This is a genomic window from Paenibacillus sp. plas6, from assembly GCF_057221655.1.
Window position 1 is genome coordinate 3,965,744 of the sequence record NZ_CM170151.1, and the last position, 21,821, is coordinate 3,987,564.

At 40.0% G+C, this 21,821-nt stretch carries 17 protein-coding genes, 5 tRNA genes and 1 pseudogene; 20 read left to right on the top strand and 3 right to left on the bottom strand.

The genetic code is table 11. The annotated features are described in order from the left end of the window. The first annotated feature begins 35 nt into the window (after positions 1-35). The 16 genes and pseudogenes from AC2TDL_RS17490 to AC2TDL_RS17565 all read left to right on the top strand — a co-directional run. Positions 36-1,322, top strand: a complete 1,287-nt coding sequence (locus AC2TDL_RS17490) for a dihydroorotase (protein WP_484697331.1) — start codon at positions 36-38, stop codon at positions 1,320-1,322. A 29-nt stretch (positions 1,323-1,351) separates the two neighbouring features. Next, complete coding sequence (gene carA / locus AC2TDL_RS17495; RefSeq protein WP_484697332.1) at positions 1,352-2,491, top strand: glutamine-hydrolyzing carbamoyl-phosphate synthase small subunit; 1,140 nt, start codon at positions 1,352-1,354, stop codon at positions 2,489-2,491. Continuing rightward, positions 2,484-5,705 carry a carbamoyl-phosphate synthase large subunit gene (carB, locus tag AC2TDL_RS17500; RefSeq protein ID WP_484697333.1) on the top strand — a complete coding sequence of 1,074 codons (3,222 nt, stop codon included), beginning with the start codon at positions 2,484-2,486 and terminating at the stop codon, positions 5,703-5,705. Before carA ends, carB begins: the two co-directional genes overlap by 8 nt. A 154-nt stretch (positions 5,706-5,859) precedes the next feature. Next, entirely contained in the window at positions 5,860-6,597 is a 738-nt protein-coding gene (gene pyrF, locus AC2TDL_RS17505; protein WP_484697334.1) for an orotidine-5'-phosphate decarboxylase, read from the top strand. Continuing rightward, positions 6,590-7,237, top strand: coding sequence for an orotate phosphoribosyltransferase (pyrE, locus tag AC2TDL_RS17510; RefSeq protein WP_484697335.1), 648 nt, complete (start codon positions 6,590-6,592; stop codon positions 7,235-7,237). Before pyrF ends, pyrE begins: the two co-directional genes overlap by 8 nt. 231 nt (positions 7,238-7,468) lie before the next feature. Continuing rightward, complete coding sequence (locus AC2TDL_RS17515; protein WP_484697336.1) at positions 7,469-8,182, top strand: ABC transporter ATP-binding protein; 714 nt, start codon at positions 7,469-7,471, stop codon at positions 8,180-8,182. After that, positions 8,145-9,209 (top strand): efflux RND transporter periplasmic adaptor subunit, encoded by a 1,065-nt coding sequence (locus AC2TDL_RS17520; protein ID WP_484697337.1) that lies wholly within the window; start codon positions 8,145-8,147, stop codon positions 9,207-9,209. Before AC2TDL_RS17515 ends, AC2TDL_RS17520 begins: the two co-directional genes overlap by 38 nt. Before the next feature lie 3 nt (positions 9,210-9,212). After that, a complete protein-coding gene (locus AC2TDL_RS17525) occupies positions 9,213-12,125 on the top strand; it encodes an ABC transporter permease (RefSeq protein WP_484697338.1) in 2,913 nt (970 codons plus the stop codon). Positions 12,126-12,128: 3 nt separating this feature from the next. Next, positions 12,129-13,100 carry an ATP-binding cassette domain-containing protein gene (locus AC2TDL_RS17530; RefSeq protein WP_484697339.1) on the top strand — a complete coding sequence of 324 codons (972 nt, stop codon included), beginning with the start codon at positions 12,129-12,131 and terminating at the stop codon, positions 13,098-13,100. A gap of 153 nt (positions 13,101-13,253) precedes the next feature. Beyond that, positions 13,254-13,424 carry a hypothetical protein gene (locus tag AC2TDL_RS17535; protein ID WP_484697340.1) on the top strand — a complete coding sequence of 57 codons (171 nt, stop codon included), beginning with the start codon at positions 13,254-13,256 and terminating at the stop codon, positions 13,422-13,424. A gap of 143 nt (positions 13,425-13,567) precedes the next feature. Continuing rightward, positions 13,568-13,644 (top strand) — tRNA-Met (locus AC2TDL_RS17540). A 54-nt stretch (positions 13,645-13,698) separates the two neighbouring features. Continuing rightward, positions 13,699-13,775 (top strand) — tRNA-Ile (locus tag AC2TDL_RS17545). A 23-nt stretch (positions 13,776-13,798) separates the two neighbouring features. Then, positions 13,799-13,887: transfer RNA gene (locus AC2TDL_RS17550), tRNA-Leu, on the top strand. A 100-nt stretch (positions 13,888-13,987) separates the two neighbouring features. After that, positions 13,988-14,076 (top strand) — tRNA-Leu (locus AC2TDL_RS17555). A gap of 168 nt (positions 14,077-14,244) precedes the next feature. After that, positions 14,245-14,541, top strand: a complete 297-nt coding sequence (locus tag AC2TDL_RS17560) for an S-layer homology domain-containing protein (RefSeq protein WP_484697341.1) — start codon at positions 14,245-14,247, stop codon at positions 14,539-14,541. Between the two features lie 127 nt (positions 14,542-14,668). After that, a pseudogene (locus tag AC2TDL_RS17565) lies at positions 14,669-16,216 on the top strand (IS1182 family transposase); the annotation flags it as partial. Positions 16,217-16,347: 131 nt separating this feature from the next. On the opposite strand, the gene AC2TDL_RS17570 reads toward AC2TDL_RS17565, so the two are convergent. Further along, positions 16,348-16,422, bottom strand: a tRNA-Val gene (locus AC2TDL_RS17570). 235 nt (positions 16,423-16,657) lie between these two features. On the opposite strand from AC2TDL_RS17570, the gene AC2TDL_RS17575 reads away from it, so the two are divergent. The 3 genes from AC2TDL_RS17575 (at position 16,658) to AC2TDL_RS17585 (ending at position 19,806) form a co-directional block, all read left to right on the top strand. Then, on the top strand, positions 16,658-17,575 hold the full coding sequence (locus tag AC2TDL_RS17575; RefSeq protein WP_484697342.1) for an S-layer homology domain-containing protein: 918 nt from the start codon (positions 16,658-16,660) through the stop codon (positions 17,573-17,575). A gap of 230 nt (positions 17,576-17,805) precedes the next feature. Then, on the top strand, positions 17,806-18,339 hold the full coding sequence (locus tag AC2TDL_RS17580) for a cysteine hydrolase family protein (RefSeq protein ID WP_484697343.1): 534 nt from the start codon (positions 17,806-17,808) through the stop codon (positions 18,337-18,339). Between the two features lie 21 nt (positions 18,340-18,360). Further along, positions 18,361-19,806 (top strand): nicotinate phosphoribosyltransferase, encoded by a 1,446-nt coding sequence (locus AC2TDL_RS17585; protein ID WP_484697344.1) that lies wholly within the window; start codon positions 18,361-18,363, stop codon positions 19,804-19,806. A 120-nt stretch (positions 19,807-19,926) separates the two neighbouring features. Here AC2TDL_RS17585 and AC2TDL_RS17590 read toward each other — a convergent pair whose 3' ends face one another. Both AC2TDL_RS17590 and AC2TDL_RS17595 read right to left on the bottom strand, forming a co-directional pair. After that, positions 19,927-20,154 carry a DUF3892 domain-containing protein gene (locus AC2TDL_RS17590; RefSeq protein ID WP_484697345.1) on the bottom strand — a complete coding sequence of 76 codons (228 nt, stop codon included), beginning with the start codon at positions 20,152-20,154 and terminating at the stop codon, positions 19,927-19,929. Between the two features lie 11 nt (positions 20,155-20,165). Beyond that, positions 20,166-20,882, bottom strand: a complete 717-nt coding sequence (locus tag AC2TDL_RS17595) for an MBL fold metallo-hydrolase (RefSeq protein WP_484701270.1) — start codon at positions 20,880-20,882, stop codon at positions 20,166-20,168. Positions 20,883-21,188: 306 nt separating this feature from the next. On the opposite strand from AC2TDL_RS17595, the gene AC2TDL_RS17600 reads away from it, so the two are divergent. Continuing rightward, complete coding sequence (locus AC2TDL_RS17600; protein WP_484697346.1) at positions 21,189-21,764, top strand: stalk domain-containing protein; 576 nt, start codon at positions 21,189-21,191, stop codon at positions 21,762-21,764. The last annotated feature ends 57 nt before the right edge of the window (positions 21,765-21,821 follow it).

A 21,821-nucleotide genomic window follows, 5' to 3' on the forward strand; every position in this document is an offset into this window, starting at 1 on the left:
AATATGGAAGTATAAGCTTTAGGAGGCTATCTAATATGTCTTTATGGATTTTGAACGGTCAAGTTTGGAATGAAGCGAATGGGGAGCTTGAAAGCAAACACATTCACGTAAAGGACGGAGTTATTGCTGAAATTGTAAGCAGCAGTGAGCAAGTCAACACAGAAGGCAGTGAGGTAGTAGATGCAGATGGCAAATTAGTATCGGCAGGATTTATCGATATGCATGTGCATTTGCGTGACCCAGGCTTTACACATAAGGAAGATATTATTACTGGTGGTCGTGCAGCAGTGAAAGGTGGGTTTACAACAATTGCTTGTATGCCTAACACTCGTCCAGTAACAGATACTCCTGAAACAGTAACATATATTATTGAGAAGGCAAAAGAAGCAGGCACTGCTAAAGTGTTGCCATATGCATCAATTACTAAAAATGAGCTTGGACGTGAATTAACAGATTTTGCAGCGCTTAAGCAAGCGGGAGCTATTGGGTTTACAGATGATGGCGTCGGTGTGCAAAATGCGCAAATGATGAAGGATGCAATGACACTTGCAAAATCGCTAGATATGCCGGTTATTGCACACTGTGAGGATGAATCCCTTGTTAAGGGAGCGTGGGCAACAGAAGGTGCGTTCTCTCGCAAGCATGGTATCAAAGGAATTCCTAATGAATCAGAAGCGATTCATGTTGGACGTGATGCACTGCTAGCTGAAGCAACAGGCGTGCATTACCATGTATGTCACGTCAGCACTGAGCAATCTGTTCGCTTAATACGTCTAGCTAAACAAGTTGGCGTTAAGATTACTGCTGAGGTTTGTCCACATCATTTGATTCTTTCAGATGAAGATATCCCAGGGCTTGATGATGCGAATTGGAAAATGAATCCTCCGCTTCGTACACCGCGCGATGTACAAGCTGTAATCGAGGGATTAGAGGACGGCACGATTGATATTATCGTAACTGACCATGCACCGCATAGCGCTGAAGAAAAAGCAAAAGGTGTTGACCTTGCTCCATTTGGTATTGTGGGACTTGAAACAGCATTTCCATTGCTATATACGAAATTCGTGGAAACAGGTCGCTGGACGCTAGGCTTCTTGCTGCAACGAATGACTAAGGATCCAGCAAGAGTGTTTGGACTTGAACAAGGCAGCCTGGAAGTTGGTAAGCCTGCAGATATAACAATTGTAGATTTAGAAACAAGCGAAAAAGTAGACCCAAGTACGTTCTTATCAAAGAGTACAAATACACCGTTCGGTGGCTGGGAATTAAAAGGATGGCCTGTAACGACTATCGTAGATGGCAAAATTGTCTGGACAAAATAGAATCAACGATTGAGGAGTGAATCAAAAACATGCAAGCAAGATTATTGTTAGAAGATGGAACGTTGTTTACTGGAGTATCTTTTGGTGCGGATACAACTAAAATTGGTGAGGTCGTATTCAATACTGGGATGACAGGCTATCAAGAGTTACTATCTGATCCATCCTACTGTGGACAAATTGTTACAATGACTTATCCACTAATCGGTAACTATGGCATTACGCGTGATGACTTTGAAGCGGTTCGTCCTAATCTGTTTGGGATGGCAGTTCGTCGCTACGAGCCAATTCCAAGTAACTGGCGCGCACAATTTTCTCTAGGTGATTTATTAAAAGAATACGAAATTCCAGGCATTGCTGGTATCGACACACGTATGTTAACTCGCAAAATTCGTCAATTCGGTTCAATGCGCGGGTTGCTTACAACAGGAAATGAGCATGTTGAGGAGCTATTGGAAAGATTAAAATCTACTCCAGTGTTGCGCGACCAAGTTGCTCGCACATCTACTAATCATATTTATCACGTTCCAGGCAGAAAAGAACGTATTGTTGTACTGGATTGCGGCTCTAAAAACGGTATCGTTCATGAGCTTTCCAAACGTAACTGCGATATTATCGTTGTTCCGCATACAACAACTGCTGAGGAAATCCGTCGTATCGCTCCAGATGGCGTTCAATTGTCTAACGGCCCTGGGGACCCAAAAGACAATATGCATGTTGTTGAAACCATTAAACAACTGCTTGGTGAATTCCCAATCTTCGGAATTTGTCTAGGACATCAGCTATTATCGCTAGCTTGCGGTGCTGATACTGAAAAACTTAAATTTGGTCATCGCGGCGGTAACCACCCAGTTAAGGAGCTTGAAACTGGACGTTGCTATATTACTTCACAAAACCATAGCTATGCAGTTAATGAAGAATCAATCAAAGGTACTGACCTAGTTGTTACACATATCAACAATAACGATAAAACAATCGAAGGCGTGAAGCATAAAACCTATCCTGCATTCTCGGTGCAATATCATCCAGAGGCAGCGCCTGGTCCAAATGATTCTAGCTATTTGTTCGATCAATTTATCGAGATGATTCGCAAGCACAAAGCGAATAATCCACAACGACCTCGTCAAGCTGTATTGTCTGAAATGTTGAGAGGAGAACTAAAAAATGCCTAAAAATACGAAGCTTAAAAAAATACTAGTTATTGGTTCTGGTCCAATCGTTATTGGTCAAGCGGCTGAGTTTGACTACGCGGGAACACAAGCGTGTCAAGCATTGAAAGAAGAAGGTTACGAAGTTGTACTTATTAACAGTAACCCTGCAACCATTATGACAGATACAAATATGGCTGATAAAGTTTATATCGAGCCAATTACATTAGATTTCGTTGCACAAATTATTCGTCAAGAGCGTCCAGATGGCTTGCTTCCAACACTTGGCGGTCAAACTGGTCTAAACATGGCAGTTGAGCTAGCAAGAGCTGGAATTCTTGAGCAAGAAAATGTACAACTGTTAGGTACACAACTTACAGCAATTGAGAAAGCGGAAGACCGTGACTTGTTCCGCGAGCTTATGCGTGAGCTTGAGCAACCAGTACCTGAAAGTGACATCGTTACTAGCGTTGAAGAAGCGGTTGATTTTGCAAATAAAATTGGCTATCCAATTATCGTTCGTCCAGCATATACGCTTGGCGGTACTGGCGGCGGTATTTGTGCTAATGAAGAAGAATTGCGTGAAACAGTAGCATCCGGTATTCGTTATTCACCAATTAGTCAATGTCTAATCGAAAAATCGATTGCTGGTATGAAAGAAATTGAATATGAAGTAATGCGCGATGCAAATGACAACTGTATCGTTGTATGTAATATGGAAAACTTTGACCCTGTAGGTGTGCATACTGGTGATTCCATCGTTGTAGCACCTTCACAAACATTGTCAGACCGCGAATATCAAATGCTTCGCTCTGCATCACTAAAAATTATTCGCGCATTGAACATTGAAGGGGGCTGTAACGTTCAGTTTGCACTAGACCCACACAGCTTCCAATACTATGTAATCGAGGTTAACCCACGTGTATCTCGTTCTTCTGCACTAGCATCGAAAGCAACGGGTTATCCAATTGCTAAAATGGCAGCAAAAATTGCCGTTGGCTACACATTAGATGAAATTGTTAACCCAGTAACTGGTCAAACATATGCTTGCTTTGAGCCGGCACTTGACTATGTAGTATCCAAAATCCCTCGTTGGCCATTCGATAAATTTGTTGACGCTAACCGCAAACTAGGTACACAAATGAAAGCGACTGGCGAGGTAATGGCAATTGGCCGTACGTTCGAGGAATCGATTCATAAGGCAGTTCGCTCACTTGAAATTGGTGTTCATCGAATTAACCTAAAAGAAGCAAAAGAATTGTCTGATGAAGTGCTTCGCACACGTCTGCAAAAACCGGATGATGAGCGTTTGTTCCTTATTGCAGAAGCGTTCCGTCGCGGTTATGCATTGCAAGAAATTCAAGATATTACGAAAATTGACTGGTGGTTCCTTGATAAAATCGAAGGCATCATTAAATTTGAAGATAAACTTCGTACTACAGCTGAATTAAGCGAGGAACTATTGTATGAAGCAAAACGCTTTGGCTTCTCTGACCGCTCAATTGCTGAGCTTCGTCAAGAAGGCTTCCCAGGCGGCGAATACACAAATGAGCATGATATTCGCGCATTCCGTAAATCATTGAATATTGTGCCTGTATATAAAATGGTTGATACTTGTGCGGCTGAGTTTGAAGCTGTTACACCATACTACTACTCTACTTATGAAGTAGAGAATGAAGTTACAAAAACAAATAAAGAAAAAATTCTAGTACTTGGTTCAGGTCCAATTCGTATCGGTCAAGGTATCGAATTTGACTATTCTACTGTGCATGCGGTTTGGGCAATTCAACATGCAGGCTATGAAGCAGTAATTATTAACAATAACCCTGAAACAGTTTCAACAGACTTCAGTACATCAGACAGACTATACTTCGAGCCTCTATTCTTCGAAGATGTAATGAATGTTATCGAGCAAGAAAAACCAGTTGGCGTTATCGTCCAATTCGGTGGACAAACTGCAATTAACCTAGCAGAGCCGCTTGCAAAAGCAGGAGTAAAAATTCTTGGTTCTAGCCTTGAAAGTATTGATACTGCAGAAGACCGTAAAAAATTCGAAGCATTGCTTCGCAGCTTAAATATCGCACAACCAGAAGGTAGTACAGTAACTTCAGTTGATGAAGCAGTAGATACTGCAAAACGTCTTGGCTATCCAGTGCTTGTTCGTCCATCTTATGTCCTTGGCGGTCGTGCAATGGAAATTGTCTACTCTGACGAAGAACTATTGAGCTACATGAAGGTAGCGGTAAAAATCAACCCTGATCATCCAGTCTTAATTGACCGCTATATGCTTGGTAAAGAGGCAGAGGTTGATGCAATTTGTGATGGCGAAACCGTGCTAATTCCAGGGATTATGGAGCATATTGAGCGCGCAGGTGTTCACTCTGGTGACTCTATTGCGGTGTATCCGCCACAAACGTTGTCAGAAGAAATTAAACAGCAAATTGTTGATATTACAATTAAAATTGCAAAAGCGCTAAAAGTAGTCGGCTTAGTAAATATTCAGTTCGTTATCCATGATGAAAAAGTATATGTAATTGAGGTTAACCCACGTTCATCTCGTACAGTACCTTTCTTAAGTAAGGTTACGAACATTCCAATGGCAAATTTGGCAACTAGAGCGATTTTGAACCAAAGCTTAGCTGAGCTTGGTTATGTCGATGGTCTATGGAAAGAAGACAACCATGTGTCTGTGAAAGTGCCAGTGTTCTCCTTTGCGAAGCTTCGCCGCGTTGACCCTACGTTGACTCCAGAAATGAAATCAACTGGTGAAGTTATGGGTCGCGATGAGCAGTTTGCAAAAGCATTGTACAAAGGCTTGCTAGGTGCAGGTATGAAGATTCCAACTTCTGGTACGATTCTAGTAACAGTTGCAGATAAAGATAAAGCAGAAGCAGTTGAGCTAATGCGCGGTTTTGCAAACTGTGGTTATAAGCTAATGGCTACTGGCGGTACTGCAGATGCGCTTGAAGCAGCTGGCTTATATGTAACTCGAGTGAACAAGTTAAGTGAAGGTTCGCCAAACATTCTTGATCACATCCGTGAAGGTCATGCTCAATTTGTAGTTAACACATTAACAAAAGGTAAAACTCCTGAGCGTGACGGCTTCCGCATTCGCCGTGAGGCTGTTGAAAATGGAGTTGTATGTTTGACTTCACTTGATACGGTACGTGCTTTGCTAACGATGATGCAAACTATTAACTTCTCATCTCGTTCAATGCCTGTATCTCATCAAAGATAAATAGAAATGACTAACTCTCGATGCTACTTCACATAAAGTGAGGTAGCATCGAAAACTATATATCGCTTTTTGAACAGTGATAAAGCTTCCGGTGCACTTTTCGTTGCAAGGAAGTAATTTATAGTGTGAAACGAAAGTATTAGGAGGAAAAAGAATGGCGGGCTTAACGAGGGAGCAGGCTGCTGCGAAAGTAATGGTAGCGCTGGACTATCCAAATGCAACAGCTGCTGAGCAGTTGCTTGAGCAAATTAATGGTATTCCATGCTATATTAAAGTTGGTATGCAGCTCTACTATGCTGTTGGTCCAGCATTTATTGAGCGCTTAAAGGGGCAAGGCTTTAATGTATTTCTTGATTTGAAAATGCATGATATACCTAATACAGTTAAGGGCGGTGCCTCAAGCATCACATCCCTAGGTGTTGATATGTTTAATGTTCATGCAGCTGGCGGACGAGCAATGATGGAGGCTGCTATGGAAGGAGTAGACCGTGCACTTTCAAGTGGCAGCAAGCGTCCTACTGTTATCGCAGTAACCCAACTTACTAGCACTTCACAGCAGGTGATGAATGATGAAATCGGCATCCCTGGCACTGTGGAAAATGCTGTGCTTGCCTATGCACGTCTTGCCCAAGCAGCTGGACTAGATGGAGTAGTTGCATCCCCTTCTGAAGTTACAGCGATTAAGAGTGCTTGCGGCAGCAGTTTTCAAACGATTACGCCTGGAATTCGTCCAGTTGGTGCTGCGTTAAATGATCAGTCACGTATAATGACACCTAGTGAAGCTTTAAAGCAAGGAACAGACTATATGGTTATAGGTCGTCCAATAACGGCAGCCGAGAATCCACGCATGGCACTTGAAACTATTATAGAGGAGCTAGTTAACTATGAGTAATGTTGCACTTGAGCAATTAGCAAAAGATATTGCTAAATCATTGTTAGATATTGAAGCGGTCGCTCTTTCGCCAAATGAGCCATTTACTTGGACATCTGGTATTAAATCACCAATTTATTGCGATAATCGATTAACGATGGCATATCCAGAAATTCGTAATAAAGTAGCTGACGGCTTTGTTACTCTAATAAAGGAATTGTACCCAGAGGCAGAAGTAATTGCAGGAACGTCTACTGCCGGTATTCCGCATGCTGCTTGGGTATCACAAAAATTGAATTTACCAATGGCATATATTCGCGATAAAGCGAAAGGTCATGGCAAACAAAATCAGATTGAAGGTCGCATTTTGCCGGGACAAAAAGTTGTCGTTATTGAGGATCTTATTTCGACTGGCGGCAGCTCACTTAAGGCAGCACTTGCAGTACGTGAAGCTGGGGCAGAGCCGTTAGCTGTTCTAGCAATATTTACTTATCAGTTCCAATCAGCATTGAATGCCTTTGCTGAGGCAGGTATTCCACTTCATACACTTTCGAACTATTCTGTGCTAATTGAACAGGCAGCAGAAGCAGGTAAAATTGCTCAATCTGATATTGCTGCACTGCAAGCATGGCGTACGAATCCGCAGGAGTATGGAAATTAACTATCGGTTTTGTAGCGAATCTTTAACTTTAAAATATAATAGTGTGAATTAAATTAAGTAGAAAAAGCTATTATTTTCGTTTTGAGCGGCGAAGTAATAGCTTTTTTTATTCTCAATCATGAAGCTAGCAATCACTAGAAAATATTTTCAGAAAAAATATGAAATCTGTAACCTTTTATTAGTTTATAACGTCTGTAATATAGACTAAGTATGGGGAGTGTCGTGTATTTAATGGAAAAGAAAGCTGAAGTACATAATGATGAAGCTAGCAACGCTCCTTTATTAGAAGTAAAGGATATGGAGCGGAGTTTTCAGGTTGGCTCGAAAGAGCTTCATGTGCTCAAAGGAATTAATATGAAAGTAGAGCGACAGCAGCTAGTAATGCTTAAAGGCCGCTCTGGTTCGGGGAAGACAACATTATTAAACAGTCTTGGCGGCTTGGATACACCAAGCAAAGGAATGATCTATTTTAATGGACAGCCTTTTAGCACATTAAGCGACAAAAAAAGAACGATTATTAGACGTAATCAAATGGGCTTTATCTTTCAAGCATTTGCTCTAATGCCGCTACTTTCGGCTTATGAAAATGTAGAGCTCTCGCTGCGAATGGCGAATCGCCCTAAAAAGGAATGGAAGGAAAGGATTGAAGAATGCTTAACGCTAGTCGGTTTGGAAAAACGGATGCACCATCGGCCGTATGAGCTTTCTGGTGGTGAGCAGCAGCGTGTTGCGATTGCAAAAGCAATTGCGCATCGTCCAATTTTATTGCTAGCCGATGAACCGACTGCAGAATTAGATACAGCGATGTCAGCACAGGTAATGGCATTATTTCAAAATATTATTCGTACTGAAAAAATATCAATTTGTATGACTACACATGATCCTACAATTTTGGAGGTTGCTGACCATGTCTATGAAATGGTTGACGGGAAATTTATTTCGTAAAATTAGTATTGTAAGTATTGCTGCTGCACTTATGCTTAGTGGTTGCAGCTTATTACCAGATGAAAGAGAAGAAGAGGTTTTACCAGAAATTAAACCACCACAAATATCACAGAAGCCTGAGTACGAAGTAACAACAAAAACGTTAATATCAGATGTAAAAGTAATGGGTAAAGTGATTTCGCTTGAGGAAGAAACGGTATTTTTCACAATCGGCGATCGTAATATTAAGGATGTTTATGTAAAAGTTGGCGATACAGTTGAAGCTGGTGATCCAATCGCTGCTTTAGACACCAGTGAATTAGAAAAAACATTGCGTAACGAACGTATTTCCTTCCAACGTAATGAGCGTGATATGAAAGAAATATTGCGTAAGCGTGATGAAATGAATCAGTCTGAATTTGAGGAGCAACGCATCGCATTTGAAGAAAAGCGTCAAAAGCTTGCTGATATGGAAGAAGAGATTTCTAAGGCGACAATCACAGCTCCTTTTTCAGGGACAGTTGTTTCTCTGTCTGTAAAAAAAGGAGATATGGCAAAGGCATATAGTCCTGTTGCAATCATTGCAAATACAGATATGCTTGTACCTGCAGCTAAGCTTACTAAATCAGAGCAAGAAAAAGTTGCAATTGGAATGGATGTAGTTGTAACGATTAGCAATGGCGGTGCCATTAAAGGTAAAGTTAAGCAGTTGCCTGTGCAAACCTCTGATAATTCAGGAGGAGGGACAGGCGGTGGAAATAATTCTGAAATTGAACGTGTGGAGGATTTCATGATTATTGAAGTAGAGAAATTACCAGAGGCAGCAGCACGCGGGGTTCCTGCTTCAATTCAAATCATTACGAAGCGTACTGAAAATGCAGTTGTAATTCCTCCATCTGCGCTTCGCAGTATCGGCAATCGTACGTATGTTCAAGTTGTCGATGAAAATGGGAAGCGTGAAGTTGATGTAGAGGTTGGACAGCAAACTGCTACAGAGGTTGAAATTTTACAAGGTTTAACACCTGGTCAGAAAGTTGTAGGTCGATAGCCGATGAGGTTACCATTCTTTCGTTTCATTTTCCGTAAAATGTGGAATACTCGTTGGCTCACGATAAGTACACTAGCAGGACTTATCGTTGCTGTCGCTTTTGCCTCCAGTATTCCCATGTATGCGGATGGAGCTTTAAAGCGAGTAATCGCCAAACAACTAGAAAATGACAGTGTTGACTCACCTGCAGGTTCTTTGCTTATGAAGTATCAAGGACTAGCTTCAGCACCAACAAACTTAGATGATTTACGAGCTGTTGAGCAATATATTCAGCATCAGTTGCCTGAGGAAATTGGCTTTGATTATTTAACATTTGTTCAGGAATATGGTATTCGTAATGCTAATGTTATTCCTACTGATACTTCACTAATTGATGCAAGTCGTACAAGAACGCTTGCGATTCAAAGCATGAGCGGTTTGCAGGAGCATAATGAGCTTGTGCAAGGTAAATGGTTTAGTGATAAGGTGGATGGCAGTGGCGTCATCGAAGCGGTAATGCTTGAAGAAGGGATGTTCCGCAATGATGTTCACGTAGGTGATGTATATCAATATCGTATTGCGAACAGCTCGCAAGCTTTGCTTGTCAAAATCGTTGGAGCTATTACACCTAACGATATGACGGATTCCTATTGGATGTTAGGATTAGAGAGTAACTTTACAACATTATTTGTTTCTGAAAATGTAATGATGGACTATTTGCTTAGTCAGAAAAAAATCGTGCTGCAAAATGCTTCTTGGTATTATAATTTCGATCTTTCTCAAATTAAAAGCAGCCAAATTAATGATCTAGCTGCAAAGCTAAAGCGTCTTGATATTGAGTTGTACTCATTACTAAAGGATACTCGAGTAGATAAATCATTTGCTAGCACACTCGATGAGTTCCGTAAGCAAAGCACGCAGCTGCAATCATTGCTCTTTACTCTGGCAGCGCCAATGCTTGCAATGGTGTTTTACTTTATTACCATTAATGCTAAACAGGCTCTAGATAAACAGCGCAGCGATATTGCTGTTCTTCGCAGCCGCGGGGCTGGAACGAGACAAATTGTCTCGATGTATATAGTTGAAAGTATTTTACTAGGGATCGTTGCTTTAGTGCTCGGACCGATGCTAGGCTGGTTTATGTCGAAAAGTATAGGTTCAGCGGATGGTTTCTTATCATTTGTAAATCGTAAATCGATTACGATAGGCTTTTCAATTGAAACAGTTATTGCTGCTCTTATTGCAGTCTTTATTGCTATGCTGGCTACAATTATTCCAGCAATTCAATATGCGAGAGCTTCAATTGTTAGCTATAAGCAAAACTTAGCGCGGTCAGATAAAAAGCCTTTTTGGCAAAAATGGTTTTTGGATGTTGTCCTAGTTCTGATTGCGGCTTATGGTTGGTATTTATTTAATGAACGTCAGCTATTGTCGATAAATTCAGGAATAAGTGCAGACGAAATGCAGGTACAGCCATTCCTGTTTTTTGTTCCTGCGATTGCTATTTTTGCAATTGGCTTAGTTTGCTTGCGTATCTTCCCATGGATATTGGCAATATTCAAATGGCTAGGTAAAAAATATTTACCTGTCTCAATTTATTTAACACTTACTCAGCTTTCTCGTTCATCGAAAGGCTATTATCCGTTGATGACGCTACTTATTTTAACTATCGGTCTTGGGGTTTATAACGCATCGGCAGCAAGAACAATTGATCTTAACTCAACAGAGCGCACGTTATATGAATTTGGTACTGATGTCGTTATTCAAACTGTTTGGGATGGCATTCCAGAGCGACAAACAGGTCAGAATAACGGCGGTGGCAATGGCGGCGGCACTGGTGGTGGCACCGGTGGCGGCGGCGGTACCGGTGGCGGACCAGGCGGCGGTCCAGGTGGCGGTCCAGGTGGCGGTAATGGCGGCAATCAACCACCACCAAAATTGCTCTATACCGAACCTCCATTTGAAATATTCCGTAATAGTCCTGGTGTAGTGGCAGCTGCTCGTGTTTTGCAATCGGAGAATAACATTATTGTTTCAGGTAAGTCGATTGGCAAAGGTACGATTATGGGGATAGATAACAAGGACTTTTATGACGTGGCTTGGTTCGGCAATGATTTATACCCTATTGATCCAGCTTATCCGCTTTCTTATTTAGGTGAGTTTGAGCATGGAGCGATTATTCCGCAAAATGTTGCAGATGAATATCAATTAAAAGTAGGGGACTATGTATCCGTTAGCTTTACAGACGGTACAGTTGAATTTTCAATTGTTGGCATTGTTCCTTACTGGCCAAATCTTTATCCAGATGATAAGCCATTCTTAATTGCTAATCTAGATTATATTTATGATCAAATACCGCTTATTCCTTATGAGGTATGGTTAAAAATGGAGCCTGATGCCGAGGTTGCGCCAATTCTTCAAACATTGGCAGCTGCCAATATGGAAGTTAACAGCGTAAAAGATGTACGCAATGAGCTAATTATTCAGTCTAAGCTGCCGACTCGAGGTGGCGTATTTGGAATATTGAGCTTAGGTTTTCTTGTAACGGTTGCAATTACGTTAGCAGGCTATCTATTATATTGGTTCTTTAACTTATCGGGTCGCGTCGTTCAATTCGGTGTACTAAGAGCAATGGGCTTATCTAAATCAGAACTTACAAGCATGCTCTTGTTGGAACAGCTATTTACAGCAGGTCTGGCGATTGGTTTAGGTTTTGGAATTGGTAAACTAGTCAGCTATATCTTTTTACCTTTCTTGCAAGCAACAGAATCTGCAACGAAGATGGTTCCACCATTCCGAGTTGTGTTCAAAGCAAGTGATACGAATCAATTATTAATTGTAGTGCTTATCATGATGCTAATTGGAGCAGGATTCTTATTTACGCACATCCGTAAATTGAAAGTTCATCAAGCGGTTAAGATGGGAGAGGAGCGGTAACTCATGATACATTGTGAAGGCTTAGTTAAAATATATAAGACAGACGATCTTGAGGTAGTTGCCCTACAAGGACTAAATCTGACCGTTAAGCAAGGTGAGCTAATGGCGATTATAGGAAACAGCGGAAGTGGTAAATCGACATTATTAAACACGCTAGGAGGGCTTGATCGCCCTTCTGCGGGACAGGTTAGAGTCGGTAAATGGGATTTGCTTAAAATGACGGAGGAACAGCTTGTCGAGTATAAACGGGATACAGTAGGCTTTATTTGGCAAAACAATGCTCGAAATCTATTGCCTTACTTAACTGCATTAGAAAACGTTGAAATGCCAATGATGCTCTCAGGCAAGCATGATCGTGCCTATGCGAAGCAGCTTTTAGAATGGGTTGGTTTAGGTCACCGTATGAATAATAAGCTGCATCAGTTGTCTGGTGGTGAGCAACAGCGTGTAGCGATAGCAATTTCCTTAGCCAATCGTCCGCAACTGCTATTAGCTGATGAACCGACGGGATCGGTTGATACTGCTACTTCAAATATGATTATGAATATTTTCCGTAAGCTTAATAAGGAATTAGGCGTTACAATCGTTATCGTTACCCATGATATGGAGCTTGCTAGTCAAGTTGACCGTGTAGTAGCAATACGAGATGGATTAACAAGCACAGAGTTTGTTAAGCATAATCCTGAACTAGGCGCTCATCGAGATGGCTTCGTTTCCTTTAGTAAACATCAGGATAAAGAAAATGCACATGTTGCTTATGTTGTTGTAGACAGAGTAGGCAGATTGCAAGTACCTAAAGAATATTTGCAGACTATGAATATAAAGGATAAGGTGTTAATGGAGTTTGATGGCGAAAAGATCATTATTAAATCGCCAGAGCTTCTGAATAAACCAACAGAGGACAATTCTGAAAACTTAGAGCAAGAGAGTAATCAAGAGAGTAATAAAGACGTAGCAGAGGTTACTAACTCTTAAAAAACGCCCAGCAGCGAATTAAACGTTGCTGGGCGTTGTTATCTTTTATGCGAAATGCTAAGAATCAATTTATAACAAAAACTTGCCCAATAAGAAGTATGAATAAGCAGGAAATGGGTACGCTATCCGTGTAAATACCGGAGGTGACTTAAAATGTGGATATATTGGATAAGACTATATGATTCAAAATTTCAAGCAAGTTGTGTAATGCAACGTATGGAGCATGATTATTGGATGTATGGTATGGAATATCCACAAGAAATTGAAATCTATAAATCAAAACGAGGCAGATACGGCGTTAGATTTATGGTATCAAAGCGATAAAAGTAAAAATAATTAAACATTAATTTAATCACTAATAAATGTAAAAAAAAAATAATAAGAAAAACTTACTAAAAAAAGCTTGACGTCGATTATATGTTTGTAGTATATTAATATATGTCGCTGCTACGAAATGATGTTTCTGACGCGGGGTGGAGCAGTTCGGTAGCTCGTCGGGCTCATAACCCGAAGGCCACAGGTTCAAATCCTGTCCCCGCAACCAAATAAACTTTTCGGAATTGTATATGACATCATTTATTGAAAAATGAAAATCTTCGGGCCTTTAGCTCAGTTGGTTAGAGCAGTCGGCTCATAACCGATTGGTCGGGGGTTCGAGTCCCTCAAGGCCCACCAACTGATAATTATTTTTTTACTGTGCCGGGGTGGCGGAACTGGCAGACGCACAGGACTTAAAATCCTGCGGTTGGTGACAACCGTACCGGTTCGATTCCGGTCCTCGGCACCATTTATTGAAGTAAGATTGTTTGTTAAAGTCTTTATTAGTAGGTTTAGGTTAGTAGTTTCATAGTATACTTAATTACATAAAAAAGTATACATAGTAATGTGCCGGGGTGGCGGAACTGGCAGACGCACAGGACTTAAAATCCTGCGGTTGGTGACAACCGTACCGGTTCGATTCCGGTCCTCGGCACCAGTTCTTAAATGAGATTAAGCCTTTTGTTGCTTCTAATTGGGAAATAAACAATTCCCATGAACATGAAGAACAAAGGCTTTTTTTGTGTTCTGTAGAAAGGTTATGTAATAACATGTAACTAGATAAAATTTTTTATAGATTAAGCAGATGGAGAGATAGTTTGCTATAATGATGCACTTTTTGTCTTTCTGCGAATGTACACGCATTGAAATGACGATTATGTTAGCTAAAGGTCTTGATTTAGAAAATGAGCAGGCTGCAGAGGTAACGTTTAAGGATTATGCTGACATACCAGCATGGATGCAACGCTATGTTGCAATTGCTGTGAAGCTTGACCTTACTAAAGGTAATACAGATGGAGCATTTAAACTAATCCAAGCTGCTACTCTTGCAGAAGCAATTGTAATTGCATTGCGTGCGTTAGATTTTAACAAAACAAAAGAGCCTGGGACAAAACCCAGCTAAATGAAAGAAAACTCCTGGTGCTCTACAAAGTAGAATGCCAGGAGTTCATTTTTTACATACAAAAGGAACACTTTCTGTTAAAATTTAAGTATCTTACCCCAAAAATTTCAAAAGAAAGGTGTTCCTTATGTTTAAAGATTATAACATGAATCAATTAGTTTTGCCTCTAAATTTAGAAGTTAAATTAGATAAACATGATATCGCATTTGCCATTCATCATTTGGTCGAAAGTATTCCAGATGAAGCGTTTCGTTCGTTTGTTCGTCGTGACGGTTGTCCAGCCTATCATCCGCGCATGATGCTCAAGATCATTCTATGCGGCTACACTCAATCTGCCTTTTCTGGTCGTAAAATTGAAGCTCTTACGAAAGACAGTATTCGGATGATGTGGTTAGCTCAAGGCTATGAACCTTGCTACCGTACGATTAATCGTTTCCGTGTTCATCCTGTGATGAAAGACTTACTCCGCCAGTGCTTCGTTCAATTTCGCTCGAAGTTAGTGGAAGAAAAGATCATTACCCAAGAAGCGATGTTCATTGATGGAACCAAAATTGAAGCCAATGCGAATAAGTTCACCTTTGTATGGAAAAAAGCCGTGGACAAACATCATGCTCGGCTCATTGAAAAGTCGAATCAACTGTACAACGAGTTATTGGAACAAAAGATCATTCCAGAGCTTGAACATGAGCAAGAACTCTCTACGGAAAACTTACTGGAGATCGCAGAACACCTTGAGCGAGTGGTTGAAAGCTATACAGAAAAGATCGCAGCATCCGAAGATACGAGTGAACGAAAACAATTACGAAGCAAGCGAAAAGCACCAAAACAACTACTCAAGCAAGTCCGTGATTGGATGGAACGAAAAAACATGTACAAGCTTCATCAACAACGATTCGGAAAGCGCAACAGTTATTCCAAAACCGATCCTGATGCAACCTTCATGCGAATGAAAGATGACTACATGAAGAATGGACAATTGAAGCCTGGATACAATGTACAAATTGCAACCGAAGGACAATACACACTGGCTTATGGTATCTATTCCAATCCAACGGACACCAAGACGCTTATTCCTTTTCTTGATGAAATTGAAACCCATTATTTTGACTTGCCTACCTATATCGTAGCGGATGCCGGATATGGAAGTGAGCAAAACTATGAGGATGTGATCACGAAGCGCAAGCGTGTTCCATTAATAAAGTATACGATGTATGAGCGTGAGCAAAAGAGAAAGTCTAAAACCGATCCATTTCAAACAAGTAACTGGCACTATGATGCCGAAAAGGATCGTTATCTTTGTCCAAATGGACAGGAACTAACGTTTCAACGCTATACCATACGCAAAGATAAAGATGGGTTTGAGCGACAATTCAAGATCTATGCTTGTGCGGATTGTACAGGATGTCCTTTCCGATCCTCATGTACGAAAGCACAAGAAGGAAGACACCGACAACTGATGATCAATGCACGTTGGGAACAACAAAAAACCTATGTAAGAGAGCAGCTTTCAGGAGAAAAAACAGGGGAGATCTACCGTCAACGAAAAATTGACGTAGAACCAGTTTTTGGATTCTTGAAGGCTAATTTAGGTTTCACTCGCTTTTCAGTTCGAGGAAAACGGAAAGTTGAGCATGAGATTGGACTTGCCTTAATGGCAGTAAACTTAAGGAAATATGTGCTACGAACGTAGCATAGCATTAGAAAAACAGAGCCTAAAATGAGCAAACGGTGAAATCTTTGAACAGATTTCACCGTTTGCTTGTTTTAAGAGACAAGTTTTGTCCCAGGCTCTAATTATTTTGATTATGGTAGGACGGGCGGGGATCGAACCCGCGACTTCTACCCTGTCAAGGTAGCACTCTCCCGCTGAGTTACCGTCCTAAATTCTATGATAATAGCAACAATAAATATATTAGCACAGCAAAAACGGATAGGCAAGCATAAAATTCCCAATGTACTTCCGTTTAAACACATAGGAAATTTGACTTATTTTTACTCGATTTTCTAGTATACTGCAACAATTAGTAACTAATTTACGTTTAGTTTTACGAAAAACAAAATAAAATTTCTTGCATGTGCCAAAATGAATACAAGCTAGAAATAAGGAGGTAGCAACATGAAAAAAGGTAAACGTATGGCAGTGATTGCTGCATCAGTACTTGCGCTAGTTGCGGTAACACCTGTTACTTCTGCATTCAGTGATATTAAAGGATTTAAAGGTGAGCAGCATATTCTTCATTTGAAGGAACGAGGCATTGTGAAAGGAAATGCAAGCAATAACGATAAGTTTAATCCGCATGATAAGCTAAGCTATGCGCAAGCGGCAGTTTTACTTGATGAAGCATTTGAATTAAGCCTCGCTCACATTAAATTTATTAAGCAACCGCTTGCAAGCGACTACTATAATAAGGTGAAAGATAATCAATGGTATTCGCAAGCTTTTATAGACGGATATCACAACGGATTAGTATTTGACAAAAATATCAATCCTAATGGTTCTATTAGTCGAGCTGAATTTGCATCGCACCTTATTAAGCAAGTGGATCGAAAAGTGGACTATGCGATTATTGAAATGTATATCGACTATAAAGATGCTGATAAGGTAAAAGAGGAATATCGTGGCGATATTCAAAAGCTGCTATTATTGAAATTTGCTGAATTAGATAAAAACGGCAAGTTTAATCCAGATCAGCCAATTACACGTGGTGAAGCAGCGACATGGCTGGATCGAGCATTAACCTTTGTGGAAGAATCATTAGCTAAGCAAGAAGAAGCTTCTGTTCTGCACGATGTGAAGCACACAGTAACTGCAGTTTCAAAAGAGGTTAATAAAGTAACGATTAGTGCAACGGTTCCGCACCCTGGCTATGGCATTGAAGTTAACTCGATTGTATTTGATGGTGACATTGCTTATATTTCTGTTTCTAAGGTTGACCCTGATCCGGATAAGATGTATCCGCAGGTGATTTCTACCGTTTCTGTAGACACGTATATTGCATCCAACTATAAAATTCAAGTTACAGTAAGTAATTAACACTGAGAAATGACTATAAGATAAATTTACATCTATAAAAATGCGTTAAATTAAATAGGTTAGAAAATTTAAACATGTCGATTGTGTAAAAGTCGCAGATTAAGATGACTCGTCATCTTGGTCAGCGACTTTTCGTTTTTACATAATTTTTCGATTTTAATCAGTTCTTAATTGACATCTGAGAAAAAAACTTCATAATAATAGCAACACAATAAATGAGGTGAATGGTGATGAAGGCATTAATTGTCATTGACTATACAATTGATTTTGTTACGGGCAAGCTACCTTGTGGAGAACCTGCAATTGAGATTGAAGATCATATTTGCTTGTTAACTAAGCAATTCGTTAATGACGGGCATTTTGTTGTAATGGCAGTAGATTTGCATGAGGAAAATGATCCTTATCATCCGGAAACGAAGCTGTTTCCTCCACATAATATTAAAGGAACAGAAGGCCGAACACTATATGGCAAGCTGCAAGAAATTTATGAAGCGGCTAAGAATGATATTTATTGGATGGATAAAACTAGGTATAGTGCTTTTTGTGGCACAGATCTTGAGCAGCGCCTGCGTGCACGAGGAATTACTGAGTTGCACCTTGTTGGTGTATGCACAGATATTTGTGTGCTGCATACAGCGGTCGATGCGTACAATAAAGGATTTAAAATTGTTGTACATAAAGGAGCTGTTGCAAGTTTTAATGAAGCAGGGCATGAATGGGCGCTTGCACATTTTCAAAACACACTAGGAGCATCGGTTGTTTGAGACAGAGAGGAAGGTTAGGGCATGACAGAAGAGCATTTAATGCTGCATACAGATAAATATCAGATCAATATGATGTATGCTCATTGGAAGAATGGTACACAAAAACAAAAATCGGTATTTGATGTTTATTTTCGCAAGCTGCCTTTTGGCAATGGCTTTGCGGTTGCAGCAGGCTTAGAGCGTGTGGTGCGTTACATTGAAAACTTACGCTTTTCGGATGCGGACATCGCTTTTCTTGCAACACAAGAAGAGAATTACGATTTAGCTTTTTTAGAGGAACTGCGTAATTTTCGCTTTCAAGGTGATATTTACGCTGCGGTAGAAGGTACATTAGTTTTCCCGAACGAGCCAATTTTACGGGTTGAGGCATCTATATTTGAAGCACAAATTATTGAAACTGCGATTTTAAATTTTATAAATTTTCAAACGTTAATTGCTACTAAGGCTGCACGGATTAAGCTAGTTGCACCGAATGATACATTAATGGAATTCGGCACTCGTCGGGCGCAGGAGGCAGATGCAGCGATTTGGGGAGCAAGAGCAGCATGTTTAGTAGGGTTTCACGCAACAAGTAATTTACGTGCGGCTATGCTGTTTAATTTATCTGCGAAGGGAACGCATGCTCACGCTTGGGTTCAAATTCATAACAGCGAGCAGGAAGCCTTTGATCGATATGCTGAGGCATTGCCAGATGATGTTACACTGCTAGTCGATACGTATGATACGTTGCGTGACGGTGTTCCGCATGCAATTGAAACTGCAAAAAAGCTTGCAAAAAAAGGGAAACGATTAAAAGCGATTCGCTTAGATAGCGGGGATTTGGCATACTTATCAAAACGCGCTCGGGCAATGCTCGATGAGGCAGGTTTGCATGATGTCAAAATCGTTGCTTCGAACGATTTAGATGAAAATATTATTGTGGAGTTAAAAGCTCAAGGTGCGAAAATAGATAGCTGGGGAATAGGAACGAAGCTAATTACCGCTGCAGATAATCCTGCTTTAGGTGGAGTGTACAAGCTCGTTGCTAAGGAGAAGGATGGGAAGTATGAGCCTGTTATCAAAATCTCCGGTAATCCAGAAAAAATTACGACACCTGGCAAAAAAGATGTGTATCGAATTATTAGCAATGAGACGGGTAAAGCAGAGGCAGATTATATCGTCATGCATGACGAGAAGCTTGAAAACACCAACGAACCGCTAATGCTTTACGATCCAACTCATCCATTTATTCGTCGAAAAGTAGAAAATTATCGAGTTGAGTCGATATTACAGCCTATTTTTGTAAATGGTCAATTAGTTTATAAACTCCCTACAGTGCAAGAGATTGCACAATATCATCAGCGGCAATTAGATCTATTCTGGCCTGAGACGTTGCGCAAGCTTAATCCAGAGAAATATCCTGTTGTATTAAGTGATTATTTGTGGAATGTAAGAAAAGCATTAATTAACCAGCATACTATAAAATAAATAAGCTGAACGATATTAGAAACATAAAAAGCTGTCCAGATTGTAAGTGCTGCTTCCTCAAAATTAGAATCATCAAATCTAACTTGAGGAGTAACACTTTCTGGGCAGCTTTTTTATCCACTAAAAGGTTGGCAATTGATCCAAATTATTTTCAGCTATACCATCAGGTACAGAACGAATATGCTGTTCATGATCGCGACCTTTAAATAGCTGAAGATTTTTTATTTCACCATTCGCTACCATATTTTGCGCAGTAATATAATCGACGACTTCACCTGATGACAGCTTGAACTCCACGATACTTCCCTCTGCATTGCGACGGACAGCTACGACTTCATGCTGTGACATACAACCACTCCTTATTCGATAATAGACGGTACTCCTTGTTTAACAATTGTCATTTCACCCGTCTTACCGATATAATTCCCAATTGTATCGCCATAATGCATAAGCTTAATTTTTCGTTGCAGCTCGACAGGCAATGTTAGCAGCTGATCTAGGGATGCATGGACGACTCCTGGACTTTCAAGCTGGCAATCGTGGTAGAACGTATGAACACCTGCTTCATGAAGCTCAAAAAGCAATTTTGGATTAAAGACCATATCTGCAGAATAAAAGAAATGATGATTAATTAAAAATGAAAAACTATCTTTGCCAGGTATATGAGCAGTTTTAATTAGTCTAACGGTTAAATCTTTAGCTAACTGAATATCTTGATCTGGTTGAAGAGGGATAACATGAAAAAAACAATCTATAGATTTAAGCTCGCCTTGCGTTAATCCACCTTGCAATGATTTACTCCACAGCGGCTCGATTAATGACTCAGCTATATATAATACAGGTTTTTTTCGATATTTAAACATCATTTGAAAAGCATACTCTTCCAAGCCGCCAATATGATCAGCATGAATATGACTAATTAATACTCCATCTAATTCATCAAAAGATCTACCTGCATGATGTAAGGCATAGGGCAATGTGATGCCGCAATCGATTAATAACTTCATATGACTAGTTTCGACAAGAGCATTATTATTAAAGTACTCTTTGGCAAAGGCATTACCTGTCCCAATCATCGTTATTTTCAAAACATAGCCCCCCTATAGATAGACAACTTCACTGTATCACAAATGCATTTTTAATTCTGTAATGTTGATCACAAACAGAAACATCTTTTACAATTTGAACTTTGCTAAATTGTGCTGTTTCTTGCATTGTAGCGAATGAAATGAACATATTCAATATGTATAACGTTTTCAATAAGTTATTTTATTGACAATCATGAGTAACTATTAATTTTTTTTCATAATAAACCGCAACTTTTTTTAAACTTATAAGTCTAATTACGTAATAAAGTTCAATTATAGGAGGTTTAGCTTGCGATGAAGCTAAAAAAAGGCATGCTGTTCGTTTGCGTAACGCTGATATGGTGTTCAACGATGATATTTGCTAGTGCATCGACAGCGAAAATTAAAGTATTAGTTAATAGCGTCAATTTAGGAGAAGTTGGTGCGCTAATCGATAATACATCGTATTTACCTTTGCGAAAAGTTGGCGAAGCCTTAAATGCAATAGTTGATTGGGATTCTCACAATAAAGTTGCGAAAATTTACAAACCTAATGTTCATATGTTTGTCTACAATAGCAGTAACGGCAGCGAAACTACTTTTGGCGAAGTATCAAAGGGCTTTAGCGGTAAAATTAAAGTATTCGCTCAGGTTGACAACGTATCTTTTAAATTAAATGCTGTGCGATTTACGATTGAAGATCCTAACGGAAAAGAAACTGTGCTGCAAAAAATTTCTGTAGATAAGGATCGCGATAACTACTGGTTTGTGACTGATGAGAGTAGCTATCGTTTTAGTTCTACAGGAAAATATACGATCCGCTGCTATATGCAAACAGAATTTAGTAATGATTGGGTAGTTACCTCTGAAAAGATAATTACTTCATCATAATTCAGTTTGACCGTCACTCTACATTCTGTTAGGATGAAGGTGTTGGGTAAAATTTTT

What these genes read in the sequence shown, in the direction of transcription:
- AC2TDL_RS17490 (WP_484697331.1), top strand. Translation starts at nt 36, where the DNA reads ATGTCTTTATGGATTTTGAACGGTCAAGTTTGGAATGAAGCGAATGGG.
- carA (WP_484697332.1), top strand. Translation starts at nt 1,352, where the DNA reads ATGCAAGCAAGATTATTGTTAGAAGATGGAACGTTGTTTACTGGAGTA.
- carB (WP_484697333.1), top strand. Translation starts at nt 2,484, where the DNA reads ATGCCTAAAAATACGAAGCTTAAAAAAATACTAGTTATTGGTTCTGGT.
- pyrF (WP_484697334.1), top strand. Translation starts at nt 5,860, where the DNA reads ATGGCGGGCTTAACGAGGGAGCAGGCTGCTGCGAAAGTAATGGTAGCG.
- pyrE (WP_484697335.1), top strand. Translation starts at nt 6,590, where the DNA reads ATGAGTAATGTTGCACTTGAGCAATTAGCAAAAGATATTGCTAAATCA.
- AC2TDL_RS17515 (WP_484697336.1), top strand. Translation starts at nt 7,469, where the DNA reads ATGGAAAAGAAAGCTGAAGTACATAATGATGAAGCTAGCAACGCTCCT.
- AC2TDL_RS17520 (WP_484697337.1), top strand. Translation starts at nt 8,145, where the DNA reads ATGTCTATGAAATGGTTGACGGGAAATTTATTTCGTAAAATTAGTATT.
- AC2TDL_RS17525 (WP_484697338.1), top strand. Translation starts at nt 9,213, where the DNA reads ATGAGGTTACCATTCTTTCGTTTCATTTTCCGTAAAATGTGGAATACT.
- AC2TDL_RS17530 (WP_484697339.1), top strand. Translation starts at nt 12,129, where the DNA reads ATGATACATTGTGAAGGCTTAGTTAAAATATATAAGACAGACGATCTT.
- AC2TDL_RS17535 (WP_484697340.1), top strand. Translation starts at nt 13,254, where the DNA reads ATGTGGATATATTGGATAAGACTATATGATTCAAAATTTCAAGCAAGT.
- AC2TDL_RS17560 (WP_484697341.1), top strand. Translation starts at nt 14,245, where the DNA reads ATGATGCACTTTTTGTCTTTCTGCGAATGTACACGCATTGAAATGACG.
- AC2TDL_RS17575 (WP_484697342.1), top strand. Translation starts at nt 16,658, where the DNA reads ATGAAAAAAGGTAAACGTATGGCAGTGATTGCTGCATCAGTACTTGCG.
- AC2TDL_RS17580 (WP_484697343.1), top strand. Translation starts at nt 17,806, where the DNA reads ATGAAGGCATTAATTGTCATTGACTATACAATTGATTTTGTTACGGGC.
- AC2TDL_RS17585 (WP_484697344.1), top strand. Translation starts at nt 18,361, where the DNA reads ATGACAGAAGAGCATTTAATGCTGCATACAGATAAATATCAGATCAAT.
- AC2TDL_RS17590 (WP_484697345.1), bottom strand. Translation starts at nt 20,154, where the DNA reads ATGTCACAGCATGAAGTCGTAGCTGTCCGTCGCAATGCAGAGGGAAGT.
- AC2TDL_RS17595 (WP_484701270.1), bottom strand. Translation starts at nt 20,882, where the DNA reads ATGATTGGGACAGGTAATGCCTTTGCCAAAGAGTACTTTAATAATAAT.
- AC2TDL_RS17600 (WP_484697346.1), top strand. Translation starts at nt 21,189, where the DNA reads ATGAAGCTAAAAAAAGGCATGCTGTTCGTTTGCGTAACGCTGATATGG.